At 72.2% G+C, this 12,551-nt stretch carries 9 protein-coding genes; 2 read left to right on the forward strand and 7 right to left on the reverse strand.

Annotation, left to right across the window (positions count from 1 at the left end):
* Positions 1-43: 43 nt before the first annotated feature.
* The 6 genes from rpsA to N866_RS05725 form a co-directional block, all read right to left on the reverse strand.
* The gene (gene rpsA, locus N866_RS05700; RefSeq protein ID WP_034223883.1) at positions 44-1,543 is read right to left on the reverse strand and encodes a 30S ribosomal protein S1; all 1,500 of its coding nucleotides are present in this window, start codon (positions 1,541-1,543) and stop codon (positions 44-46) included.
* Between the two features lie 261 nt (positions 1,544-1,804).
* Positions 1,805-2,830 carry a 6-phosphofructokinase gene (locus N866_RS05705; RefSeq protein WP_034223884.1) on the reverse strand — a complete coding sequence of 342 codons (1,026 nt, stop codon included), beginning with the start codon at positions 2,828-2,830 and terminating at the stop codon, positions 1,805-1,807.
* 123 nt (positions 2,831-2,953) lie between these two features.
* On the reverse strand, positions 2,954-4,681 hold the full coding sequence (locus N866_RS05710; RefSeq protein ID WP_034223885.1) for a dipeptide ABC transporter ATP-binding protein: 1,728 nt from the start codon (positions 4,679-4,681) through the stop codon (positions 2,954-2,956).
* Entirely contained in the window at positions 4,678-5,634 is a 957-nt protein-coding gene (locus tag N866_RS05715) for an ABC transporter permease (RefSeq protein WP_034223886.1), read from the reverse strand. Before N866_RS05715 ends, N866_RS05710 begins: the two co-directional genes overlap by 4 nt.
* Positions 5,631-6,635 carry an ABC transporter permease gene (locus N866_RS05720; RefSeq protein ID WP_034223888.1) on the reverse strand — a complete coding sequence of 335 codons (1,005 nt, stop codon included), beginning with the start codon at positions 6,633-6,635 and terminating at the stop codon, positions 5,631-5,633. The genes N866_RS05715 and N866_RS05720 overlap by 4 nt, the downstream gene beginning before the upstream one ends.
* Positions 6,636-6,656: 21 nt before the next feature.
* A complete protein-coding gene (locus N866_RS05725) occupies positions 6,657-8,399 on the reverse strand; it encodes an ABC transporter substrate-binding protein (RefSeq protein ID WP_081802368.1) in 1,743 nt (580 codons plus the stop codon).
* A 95-nt stretch (positions 8,400-8,494) separates the two neighbouring features.
* On the opposite strand from N866_RS05725, the gene N866_RS05730 reads away from it, so the two are divergent.
* Entirely contained in the window at positions 8,495-9,304 is an 810-nt protein-coding gene (locus N866_RS05730) for a class I SAM-dependent methyltransferase (protein ID WP_034223891.1), read from the forward strand.
* A 33-nt stretch (positions 9,305-9,337) separates the two neighbouring features.
* Here the strand turns inward: N866_RS05730 and polA are convergent, their stop codons facing one another.
* The gene (polA, locus tag N866_RS05735; protein WP_034223919.1) at positions 9,338-12,043 is read right to left on the reverse strand and encodes a DNA polymerase I; all 2,706 of its coding nucleotides are present in this window, start codon (positions 12,041-12,043) and stop codon (positions 9,338-9,340) included.
* Positions 12,044-12,167: 124 nt separating this feature from the next.
* Between polA and N866_RS05740 the strand changes: the two genes are divergently transcribed.
* Positions 12,168-12,530 (forward strand): PaaI family thioesterase, encoded by a 363-nt coding sequence (locus N866_RS05740; protein ID WP_052022441.1) that lies wholly within the window; start codon positions 12,168-12,170, stop codon positions 12,528-12,530.
* The last annotated feature ends 21 nt before the right edge of the window (positions 12,531-12,551 follow it).

Raw genomic sequence — 12,551 nt, forward strand, 5'->3', positions numbered from 1 at the left:
GTCGTCGTGCGTGGTGCCGCCCCCGAGGGGGGCGGCACCGCCGTCAGTTGCCCGTGAGCTTCTCGCGCAGGGCCGCGAGGGCCTCGTCCGAGGCGAGGGTCCCGCCGACCGGCTCGGCCGCCGAGGAGTAGCTCGACGCCGTGGAGGGACCGGAGTCGCCGCGCGCGCTGGAGCTGCTGCTGCTGCTGGTGGACGTGGCCGCCTGGGCGTCCGCCTCCAGCGCCTCGAGCACCTGCTTCTTGTGGGCCTCCCAGCGCTCGTGGGCGGCGGCGTACTGCGCCTCCCAGGCCTCACGCTGCGTCTCGTAGCCCTCGAGCCACTCGTTGGTCTCCGGGTCGAAGCCCTCGGGGTACTTGTAGTTCCCCTTGTCGTCGTACTCGGCCGCCATGCCGTAGAGCGCGGGGTCGAAGTCCTCGCTGTGCGGGTCCAGCCCCTCGTTCGCCTGCTTCAGCGACAGGGAGATGCGGCGACGCTCGAGGTCGATGTCGATGACCTTGACGAACGTCTCGTCGCCGACGTTGACGACCTGCTCGGGCAGGTCGACGTGCCGGACCGCCAGCTCGGAGATGTGCACGAGGCCCTCGATGCCGTCCTCGACGCGCACGAACGCACCGAACGGGACGAGCTTGGTGACCTTGCCGGGCACGACCTGACCGATGGCGTGGGTCCGGGCGAAGGCCTGCCACGGGTCCTCCTGGGTCGCCTTCAGCGACAGGGAGACGCGCTCGCGGTCGAAGTCGACGTCGAGGACCTCGACCGTGACCTCCTGGCCCACCTCGACGACCTCGCTCGGGTGGTCGATGTGCTTCCACGACAGCTCGGAGACGTGCACGAGGCCGTCGACGCCGCCGAGGTCCACGAACGCACCGAAGTTGACGATCGAGGAGACGACACCGGGGCGCACCTGGCCCTTCTGCAGCGTCTGCAGGAAGGTGGAGCGGACCTCCGACTGCGTCTGCTCGAGCCACGCACGGCGCGACAGGACGACGTTGTTGCGGTTCTTGTCGAGCTCGATGATCTTCGCCTCGATCTCCTTGCCGACGTACGGCTGGAGGTCGCGCACCCGGCGCATCTCGACGAGCGACGCCGGGAGGAAGCCGCGCAGGCCGATGTCGAGGATCAGGCCGCCCTTGACGACCTCGATGACGGTGCCGGTGACGACGCCGTCCTCCTCCTTGATCTTCTCGATCGTGCCCCAGGCGCGCTCGTACTGGGCGCGCTTCTTGGACAGGATCAGACGGCCTTCCTTGTCCTCCTTCTGGAGGACCAGGGCCTCGACCGCGTCGCCGACCTTGACCACGTCGTCGGGGTCGACGTCGTGCTTGATCGAGAGCTCGCGCGAGGGGATGACGCCCTCGGTCTTGTAGCCGATGTCGAGGAGGACCTCGTCGCGGTCGACCTTGACGATGGTGCCCTCGACGATGTCGCCGTCGTTGAAGTACTTGATGGTCGCGTCGATGGCGGCGAGGAAGTCCTCGGCCGTGCCGATGTCGTTGATCGCGACCTGGGGCGTCGTCGGCTTGGCGGGGGTGGAGATGGTCATTGAGTTTCGAGCTCCGATGCGGACAGGGAGTAGTGCGGACAGGGAACGTGCGGGTGGATCTGTCGTTCGCTGCTCTGCCGGCCCGTCGGGCATGCCGCGGTCCGAGGTCGGACCGGGGTGCCACCAGGACGCCGCTGACGCAGCGGCGGGACGCACGATCGGACAGGATCCGGCGTAGGACGCGTCACGCCAGCGTCCATCCTAGGCCTGGCGTGAAACAGGGGTCAAAAAGAGCGGGCAGGGTCCCGACCGCCCCGTGGCTCAGGCGAGCACCTGCGCGGCGCGGATGAGGTCCGGCGGGACGCGCTTCGGCTTCCCGGCCACCTCGGCGAGCGGGACGAGCACGACCTCCTCACCACGCAGCGCCGTCATGACGCCCGTCCTGCCCTCGACCACGGCGTCGATCGCGGCGACGCCGAAGCGGCTGCCCAGGATCCGGTCCGTCGGCGTCGGGGACCCCCCGCGCTGGACGTGGCCCAGGATCGTGACGCGGGTGTCGAACCCGGTCCGCTCCGCGATCTCGTGGGCGAGGCGGTCACCCACGGCGCCCGCGACGATCTCCCCGAAGCGTCCGAGCTGGGTCGTGAAGTCCATCGAGCCGCCGCGACGCGGCTCGGCCCCCTCGGCGACCACGACGATGGAGAAGTTCGCGTGCGCGCGGTGACGGTGCTTGAGGAACTTGATCACCTGGTCGATGTCGAACGGGTCCTCCGGCGTGAGCACGAGCTCCGCGCCGCCGGCGATCCCGGCGTTGATCGCGATCCAGCCGGCGTGCCGCCCCATGACCTCGACGACCATGACGCGGTTGTGGCTCTCCGCGGTCGTGTGGATCCGGTCGATCGCCTCCGTCGCGATGTTGACCGCGGTGTGGAAGCCGATCGACAGGTCGGTCCCGGACACGTCGTTGTCGATGGTCTTGGGGATGGCGACGATCTTGACGCCGGCCTCGGCCACCTTGCTCGCCGCGTGCAGCGTGCCGTCCCCACCGATGCAGATGAGCGCCTCGATCCGCTCCGCCTCGAGCGTGGCCATGACGGCCTCGATCCCGCCGTCCTCGGCGTTCGGGTGGTACCGCGCCGTGCCGAGGATCGTGCCGCCCACGGGCAGGACGTTGCGGATGTGCTGGCGCCCCAGAGGGAGCACGTCCCCCTCGACGACGCCGCGCCAGCCGTTCCGGAAGCCGACGATCGAGTGGCCGTAGGTGCCCTCGCCGTGCTTGACGACGGCCCGGATGGCGGCGTTGAGGCCGGGGCAGTCCCCGCCACCGGTCAGCAGTCCGACGCGCACGTGACTCTCCTTCAGGAACGGGGTGGGGGCCGACGCCGCGGTGCGCCTCGGTCACCCTAGCGGCGGCGCCCCGGCGCCGGGCGGGGGCGGAGGTCCCGACCGCGCGCCGGGTCGAGGTCCGGCTCAGGCCGCGCGGGGCCCCAGGTCCAGGCGACGACCGGGGATCGCGTCGAGCAGGGCCCGCGTGTACTCCTGCTGCGGGCGGTCGAAGACGTCGTCGACCGTCCCCTGCTCGACGATCCGTCCCTTCTCCATGACGCACACCTGGTCCGCGATCTGCCGCACCACGGCGAGGTCGTGGCTGATGAAGAGGTAGGAGAGCCCGAGCCGGTGCTGGAGGTCGGCGAGCAGGTGCAGGATCTGCGACTGGACGATGACGTCGAGGGCCGAGACGGCCTCGTCGCAGACGACGAGCTCCGGCTCCAGCGCGACCGCACGGGCGATGGCGACCCGCTGCCGCTGACCGCCGGAGAGCTCCGCCGGGTAGCGGCGCAGGAGCGCCACCGGCAGCGCCACGGCCTCCATGAGCTCCAGCACGCGGCTGCGCCGCTGTGCCGCCGTGCCGACCCCGTGGGCCCGCAGCGGCTCCTCGACGGTCCGGTAGATCGTGTACAGCGGGTCCAGCGACGAGTACGGGTCCTGGAAGATGGGCTGAACCTTGCGGCGGAAGGCGACCTCGGCCGCACGGTCCCGGGCCCGGGTGGCGGTGCCCACCCCGTCGACGCTCACGGTGCCCGAGGTCGGCTCGAGGAGGTCCAGGACCATCCGCGCCACCGTGGACTTGCCCGAACCCGACTCGCCCACGATCGCCGTCGTCGTGCCACGCGGGATGGCGAAGCTGACGCCGTCCACGGCGGTGATCTCGGTGCTGCGGGAGAGCAGCCCCTTGCCGCGGAGCCGGAACACCTTGGTGAGGTCCTGGACCTCGACGATCGGGGGCGCCTGCACGGCGACGGCCGGCGGCTCGTCGCGGTCGGCGGACGGCGCCAGGAGGTCCTCGCCGTACGCGACCCCCGCCCCCGTCGTCCGGGCGAGCTGGATCCGGCGGGACGCGAGCGACGGCGCCGCGGCGAGGAGGCGACGCGTGTACTCGTGCTGGGGGTCGCGCAGCAGCTGCTCGGCCGGCCCCGCCTCGACGACCTCGCCCCGGTACATGACGACGACGCGCTGCGCCCGCTCCGCCGCCAGCCCCAGGTCGTGGGTGATGAGCAGGACCGCCGTGCCCAGCTCGTGCGTGAGCGCCTCCAGCCGGTCGAGGATCGTGCGCTGGACCGTGACGTCCAGGGCCGACGTCGGCTCGTCGGCGATGAGGAGCCGCGGGCGGCAGGACAGGCCCATCGCGATGAGCGCGCGCTGGCGCATGCCGCCGGAGAACTCGTGCGGGTACTGCTGGGCGCGCCGGCGGGCGTCGGGCAGTCCCGCCTCCTCGAGCAGCTCGACCGCGCGCCGACGCGCCTCCTCGCCCCGCGCGACGCCGTTGTCCTCGAGCGCCTCGACGATCTGCGCGCCGACGCGCATGACCGGGTTCAGGTTCGACATGGGGTCCTGCGGGACCATCCCGATGTCCTTGCCCCGCATGCGGGCGATGCCCGCTCCGCCCCGCTCGGCGAGGTCCTTGCCGTCGAAGAGGACGGATCCGCCGGTGATGCGGCCGTTCTGCGCGAGCAGGCCCAGCACGGCGGCCGCCGTCGTCGACTTCCCCGAGCCCGACTCGCCCACGACCGCGACCGTCTCGCCCGGCAGCACGTCGAACGACGCCCCGCGCACGGCGGTGGTCGTGCCGTGGTCGGTCGTGAAGGAGACCTCGAGGTCCCGGATGCTCAGCAGCGGGGCCGCGGCCACGGCGCTCACCTCGTCCTCGTCTTGGGGTCCAGGGCCTCGCGCAGCGCCTCGCCGAAGAGCGTGAAGCCGAGCGCCGTGATCGCGATGAGCGCCCCCGGCCAGAGCGCCAGCCGCGGTGCGACCTCGAGCTCGTTCTGCGCCGCGGTCAGCATGCGACCCCACTCCGCCGTCGTCGGCGAGCCGCCACCGAGGCCGAGGAAGGACAGCGCGGCAGCCTCGATCACCGCCGTCGCGAGCATCAGGGTCGCCTGGACGATCACCGGTCCCAGGCTGTTGGGCAGGACGTGGCTCATGGTGACGGTGCGGCGGGACAGGCCGAGCGACCGCGCCGCGAGCACGTAGTCCTGGCCCCGCTGGGCCAGCATCGTGCCGCGCAGCAGGCGGGCGAAGATCGGCACCTGGACCACCCCGATGGCGACGACGACGGCGACCGGGGACTGCCCGATGACGGCGGCGATCGAGACCGCGAGCAGCAGCGAGGGCACCGACAGCATGAGGTCGACGAAGCGCATCGTCAGCGTGTCCACCCACCCGCCGAAGGCGCCCGCGAGCAGACCGACCAGCGCGCCGCCGGCGAGGCCGAGCAGTGTCGACAGGACGCCGATGACGAGGGACGCCCGGGCGCCCCAGATGAGCTTGGAGAGCAGGTCGCCGCCGTAGCGGTCAAGACCGAGCAGGTACTCCGACGACGGGCCGGGGATGAAGGTCGGGCGGATCTCCGAGCGCCCCGGCAGGGCCTGCGGCCCGTACGGCGCGAGCACCGGGGCGAGGACGGCGACGAGGACGAAGACGAGCACGATGACGGCGCCGATGATCGCGCCGGGGTTCCGGCGCAGCCGGCGGGCGGCGACGCGCCAGATGCTGGCGCCCTCGTCCCCCGGGCCGTCGTCGGCCTGGTGGCTGCGCGACGTGCCGAGCACGTCGTCCTGGAGGGCCGCCTGAGCGGCGGGGTCCGTCGTCATCGGGCACGCATCCTCGGGTCGATGAGGCCGTAGGAGACGTCCACGGCCAGGTTGACCAGCGCGTAGACCACCGCGATGAAGAGGATGAACCCCTGCAGCACGGCGTAGTCGAGGTTGAAGACGGCGTTGGCGAGGAAGCTGCCGATGCCGTTGAACGCGAACACCGTCTCGGTGAGGACCGCGCCGGACAGCAGCAGACCGACCTGCAGGCCGATCGTGGTGGAGACCGGGAGCATCGCGTTGCGCAGGACGACGCGGCGGCGCAGGCGCGAGGCGCTGAGGCCCTTCGCGCGCGCGGTGCGGACGTAGTCGGCGTTCTGCACCTCGATCACCGAGGCGCGCGTGATCCGGGCGATGATCGCCAGCGGGATCGACCCGAGGGCCAGGGCCGGGAGGACGAGGTGGGTCAGCGCGTCCCAGGACGCGTCCCACTCCCGCGTGAGCAGACCGTCCAGCACGTAGAAGCCGGTCGGGTGGGTGGCGACCATGTCCGCCGACTGGCGTCCGGCGGACGGGAACCAGCCCGCCTGGACGGCGAACAGCCACTTGAGCAGGAACGCCAGGAAGAAGACGGGGATCGTCACGCCGAGCAGGGAGACGACCACGGTGGTGTGGTCCAGGAACCGGCCCTGGTACCGGGCTGCGACGTAGCCGAGGGGGATGCCGACACCCACGGCGATGAGCAGTGCCAGGGCCGTGAGCTCGATCGTCGCGGGGAAGCGCGCGAGGAACTCGTCCAGCACCGGTCGCGCGGTGCGGGTCGAGACCCCGAAGTTGCCCTGGAGGAGCTGACCCAACCAGGTCACGTACTGCTCCAGCAGGGGGCGGTCGAAGCCGTAGAGGCGGTTGATCCGCTCCACCGCCTCCGGGGTGGCGCGCTCCCCCAGGAGAGCCGTTGCCGGCCCTCCCGGGAGAGCGCGCACCCACAGGAACAGCAGGACGGACAGACCGAGCAGCGTCGGGATGAGCAGCGCGAGACGCTGCAGGACCAGTCTGGCCATGCCGGTGGTGCCGTCCGTTCGTCAGTCGTCGAGCGTGACGACGTTGTAGACCTCGTCCTGGACCGGGGACGCGGGGTAGTTCCCCACGCCCGGGGCGAAGGCGAGCGACGGCACGGGGTGCGCGAGCGGCACGCCGGGCAGACGCTCCATGATCGCCTCGTTGGCGGCCTCGTAGGCGGCCGTCTGGTCCTCGACGCTCGTCTGGTAGCGGGCGTCACCGATCATCTGGAACAGCTCGGGGTCGTCGAAGCCCCACTCGTTCGACGGCGAACCGAAGAAGACGCCGATGAAGTTGTAGGTGTCGTTGTAGTCACCGGTCCAGCCGAGCAGGTGCAGCCCGTGGTCCGGGGTGCCCTGCATGCGGTCGAGGTAGTCCGGGGACCACGGCTCCGGGACCGGGTTGATCGTGATCCCGACCTCCTCGAGGTCCGCGGCGATCGACTGGAACACCTGCTCCGGCGTCGGCATGTACGGGCGGGAGACGTTCGTCGGGTAGTTGAAGTCGATCGTCATGCCCTCCGCGCCCGCCTCGGCGAGCAGCTGGCGGGCCCGCTCGGGGTCGTAGTCGTAGGTCGTGACGTCCTCGCTCCAGCCGGCGACCGACGGCGGCACGAAGTTCGTCGCCACCTCGGTGCCCTCCGGCAGCGTCTGCGCGACCAGCGCGTCCTTGTTGATCGCGTGGGCGATCGCCTGCCGGACCCGGAGGTCCTGCAGCGCCGGGTTGGCCTGGTTCATGCCCAGGTACAGGACGTTGAACGGCTCCCGGTTGACGATCTGGAAGCCCGCGTCCTCGAGCGCGACCACGTCCGCCGGCCCGACGAGGTCGAAGCCGTCGATGTCGCCCGCCTGGAGCGCCTGCCGGCGCGCCGTGGGGTCTCCGATGACGGGGAAGACGATGCGCTGCACCTGGCCCTGCTCGCCCCAGTAGTCGGGGTTCGCCGTGAGGGTCACCTCCTGGCCGCGGGTCCAGGAGTCGAACATGAACGGACCGGTGCCGGTGGGGTGCTCCGTCGCGTAGGCGGGCAGCACCGGTGCGGACTCGTCGCCGCCGACGTCGTCCGCGCCATACTCCTGCAGCGCCGTCGGCGACTGCATGGAGAAGGACGGCAGCGACAGGGCGGAGATGAACTCCGGCAGGGGGCTCTTGAGGTTGATGACGGCCGTCGACTCGTCGACCGCGTCACAGCTCTCGTACTTGCCGGTGCCGTCCAGCGACTCGACGTCGCTGGAGGCGAACCCGCCGTTCACCTTCTGCCAGTAGTACGACAGGCTCTCCGACTGCAGCACGCCGGTGAAGTTGTTCCAGCGCTCGAAGTTGAAGCACACGGCCTCGGCGTCGAAGGGCGTGCCGTCGTGGAACGTCACGCCCTCCTTCAGCGCGAACTCGTAGGTCAGGCCGTCCTCGCTGACCTCCCAGGACTCGGCGAGCAGCGGCGCCGGGTCCGCGGTGCCGGGCTCCGTGCCCACCAGACCCTCGAAGATCTGTCGGGCCACCCGGAACGACTCGCCGTCGTTGGCGAACGCCGGGTCCAGGGACGCCGGGTCGGACGACGCCGCGAAGATGAAGGTGTCACGCCCCCCGGTGTCCTCCGTCCCCTCGTCGGTGGACTGCGGGTCGCGCTCGCTCTCCGCGCACCCGGCCAGCGCCAGGGCCGCCACGGCCCCCGCTGCCACGGTTCTCAGGACCTTGCTCACACCATCACCCCTCGTGTTGTGCTCCAAGCGCGCGTCGACGCGCCCCCGGAGCTCCCCTGTGTCGGTCATGCGATCACCACATCGTGACCCAGACCGACCTTAGACACGCCATGTGATCACCTTGTTGCGGGCGGCGCACGGCGGAACTCGGGAAGACTACCCCCATGGCTTCAGCGGGGCGCGGGTTCGCGGGCTACCGCCCGGCCGACGACGACGACGGCACGGCGGCGCGGCGCTGGTGGGACGCGCACGCCGCCGAGTACCTCGACGAGCACGGGGAGGCGCTCGGCGTCGCGGACTTCCGCTGGTGCCCGGAGGGCCTGCGCGAGGACGACGCGGGGCTCCTCGGAGAGGTGCGGGGGCGTCGCGTGCTGGAGGTGGGAGCGGGTGCGGCGCAGTGCACGCGCTGGCTGCGCCGCCGCGGCGTCGAGGCGGTCGCGAGCGACGTGTCCGCGGGCATGCTCGCCGCGGCACGCCGTCTGGACGGGGCCGCCGGGACCGTCACGCCACTGCTCCAGGCGGACGCCCGGCGGCTGCCCCTGCCGGCCGCGGCGTTCGACGTCGTCTTCACCGCGTACGGCGCGATCCCCTTCGTGCCGGACGCCGAAGCCGTGCACCGCGAGGTCGCGCGGGTCCTGCGCCCGGGCGGTCGCTGGGTGTTCGCCGTCACGCACCCTGTCCGCTGGGCCTTCCCGGACGACCCCGGGGCCCGGGGCCTGACGGTGACCCGGTCGTACTTCGACCGCACCCCCTACGTGGAGGTCGACGACGACGGGACGGTCGCCTACGCCGAGTACCACCGCACCCTGGGCGACCACGTCCGCGACGTCGTCGCGGCGGGTCTGCGCGTGGTCGACCTCGTGGAGCCGGAGTGGCCGGCGGAGAACCCGCACACGTGGGGAGGCTGGAGCCCGGAGCGCGGCGCCCGGATCCCCGGCACCGCGATCGTCGTCACGGAGAAGGACCGCGCCTGACCTCCTGGACGGCGCCCCGGGCGAGCGTGCTGCTCAGTGCCCGGCCTCGTGCCAGCTCCGTCCCACGCCGACCGAGACGTCGAGCGGGACGGACATCTCGACCGCGCGGCCCATCTGGTCGCGGACCAGTGCCTCGACCGCCTCGCGCTCCCCCGGCGCGACCTCCAGGACCAGCTCGTCGTGCACCTGCAGCAGCAGGCGCGAGCGCAGGCCGTCCGCGCGGAGCTGCTCGTCGACCCCGAGCATCGCGACCTTGATGATGTCCGCCGCGCTGCCCTGGATGGGAGCGTTCAGCGCCATGCGCTCCGCCATCTCCCGGCGCTGGCGGTTGTCGCTGGTGAGGTCCGGCAGGTAGCGACGGCGCCCCAGGATCGTCGCCGTGTACCCGCTGCGCCGCGCCTCGTCGACGACGCCCGAGAGGTACTCCCGCACCCCGCCGAAGCGGGCGAAGTAGTCCTCCATGAGCCCGGACGCCTCGGAGACGGGCACCGACAGCTGCTTGGACAGGCCGAAGGCGGACAGGCCGTACGCCAGGCCGTACGACATGGCCTTGATCTTGGACCGCATCGCCGGCGTGACCTCGTCGGTCGGGACGCCGAACACGCGGGAGCCGACGAAGTTGTGCAGGTCCTCCCCCGACCGGAAGGCGGCGATGAGCCCCTCGTCGCCCGACAGGTGGGCCATGATCCGCATCTCGATCTGGCTGTAGTCGGCGGTCAGCAGCGTCTCGTAGCCGGCGCCCACGACGAAGGCCCGGCGGATCTGCCGGCCGGCCTCCGTGCGGATCGGGATGTTCTGGAGGTTGGGGTCGGTCGACGACAGCCGACCCGTCGCCGCGATCGTCTGCTGGAAGGTCGTGTGGATGCGCCCGTCGTCACCGATGGACCGGACCAGGCCCTCGACCGTCTGACGCAGGCGCGAGGCGTCCCGGTGGGCCAGCAGGTGGGCGAGGAAGGGGTGCTGCGTGCGCTCGAAGAGGTCGGTGAGCGAGGCCGCGTCGGTCGTGTAACCCGTCTTGATCTTCTTCGTCCTCGGCATCGCGAGCTGGTCGAAGAGGACCTCCTGGAGCTGCTTCGGCGACCCGAGGTTCACCTCCCGACCGATGACCGCGTACGCCTCCGCGGCGGCGTCCGCGACGGCGTCCGCGAACTCGCGCTCGAGCCCGTCGAGGTACTCCCGGTCGGCGCCGATGCCGGCGCTCTCCATGCGCGCGAGCACGTCGACCAGCGGCAGCTCGACGTCGGCCAGCAGGCTGCGCGCCCCCCGGTCCTCGAGCTCGCCCGCGAGCACCTCGGCCAGCTCGGCGACCGCCGCGGCACGCAGGGCCGTCGACTCGTGCGGCACCTCGCCGTCGACCGACAGGTCGAGCGAGCCCTGGGCGCCGTCGGCCTCCTCCTCGCTGCGCAGCTCCCGGTGCAGGTGCCGGATCGACAGGTCCGCCAGGTCGTACGACCGTTGGTCGGGGTGGCACAGGTAGGAGGCCAGGAGGGTGTCGACGGCGACTCCGGCGACCGGCAGGCCACGGCCCGCGAGGGCGTGCCACGCGTCCTTCGCACCGTGGACGGCCTTGGGCTCGGCCGCGTCCGCGAGCCACCGCGCGAGGGCCACCTCGTCCTCGGGGCCGAGCTCGGCGAGGTCCACCACGACCGCGTGGTCGGCGCCGTCGGCGAGGGCGAGCGCCCAGGCGTCCCCCCGCGTGGGTGCGGACGTCCCGGCCACCTCCACCGCGAGACGCCGTCCGCGCCGGGCGTCGAGCCACGGGCCCAGCCCACCCGCCGCGGGCACGACCACGTCGAGCCGGAAGCCCTCGGCCTCGACCGCGTCCTCGGGGACCATGGCGAACAGCCGCTCCCGCAGCGTCCGGAACTCCAGGGCGTCGAAGACCCGGTGCATCGCCTCACGGTCCCACGGGCGGACCTCGACGTCGCCGACGCCCACCGGGAGCTCCACGTCACGGACCGCGCCGTTGAGCCGTCGGTTCACCCGCACCTGGTCGGCGCACGCCCGCAGGCTCTCGCCGGCCTTGCCGGTGATCGTGGCGGCCGCGGCCAGGACGCCGTCGAGCCCGCCGTACGTGGTGATCCACTTCGCGGCCGTCTTCGGTCCGACGCCGGGGACACCGGGCAGGTTGTCGCTGCTCTCGCCGACGAGCGCCGCCAGGTCCGGGTAGGCCGCGGGCGGGACGCCGTACTTCTCCTCGACGCTCTCCGGGGTGAACCGCACCAGGTCCGAGACGCCCTTGCGCGGGTAGAGCACCGTGACGTCCGCCGCCACGAGCTGCAGGGCGTCCCGGTCGCCGGTGCAGACCAGCACGTCCATGCCGGCGGCCTGGGCCTGGGTGGCGAGCGTGGCGATGATGTCGTCGGCCTCGAAGCCCTCCTTCTGCAACGTCGTGACGTTGAGGGAGTCGAGGATCTCGCGGATGAGCGGCACCTGGCCGCTGAACTCGGCGGGCGTCGCGTCGCGCGTGCCCTTGTACGCCGGGTACTCCTCGGTCCGGAAGGTGACCCGTCCCGCGTCGAAGGCGACCGCGACGTGCGTCGGCTGCTCGTCCCGCAGGAGGTTCGCGAGCATGGACGTGAACCCGTAGACCGCGTTGGTCGTCTGACCCGTCTTCGTGGAGAAGTTCTCCGCCGGCAGCGCGAAGAACGCGCGGTAGGCCATCGAGTGGCCGTCCACGAGCAGCAGGAGGGGCCGGGTTCGCGCCTGGTCAGTCACGGGTGCCAACCTAGCGGGCATGACCGACACGCCAGCGGCCGGCGCCGCTCTCCCCGAGCCGCAGGACGTCGCCGCCGAGCACCCCGACCGCGCGTCCGGCCAGGACGCCCTCGCCGAGGTGCGCGCCTCGCTCGCGGGCACGCTCATGGAACGGATGGGGATCCAGGTCCTGGAGGCGGGCCCGGCCCGGGTCGTCGGGACCATGCCCGTCAGCGGCAACACCCAGCCGTACGGCCTGCTCCACGGGGGCGCCTCGGTCGTCCTCGCGGAGACGCTCGGGTCCTACGGCGCGATGCTCCACGCGGGACCGGGCCGGCGCGCCGTCGGCGTGGAGGTCGGTGCGAGCCACCACCGCGCGGCCACGGCCGGCGTCGTCACCGGTACCGCGACGGCCCTGCACCTCGGGGGCACGACCGCGGTCTACGAGATCGTGGTCGAGGACTCGAGGTCGAGGCGGGTCTGCACCGCGCGGTTGACCTGCCTGCTGATGGACCGGCGCGCCGACTGAGCCCTGATCCACCGGTCCCTT

The organism is Actinotalea ferrariae CF5-4 (assembly GCF_000603945.1).
Classification (GTDB): domain Bacteria; phylum Actinomycetota; class Actinomycetes; order Actinomycetales; family Cellulomonadaceae; genus Actinotalea; species Actinotalea ferrariae.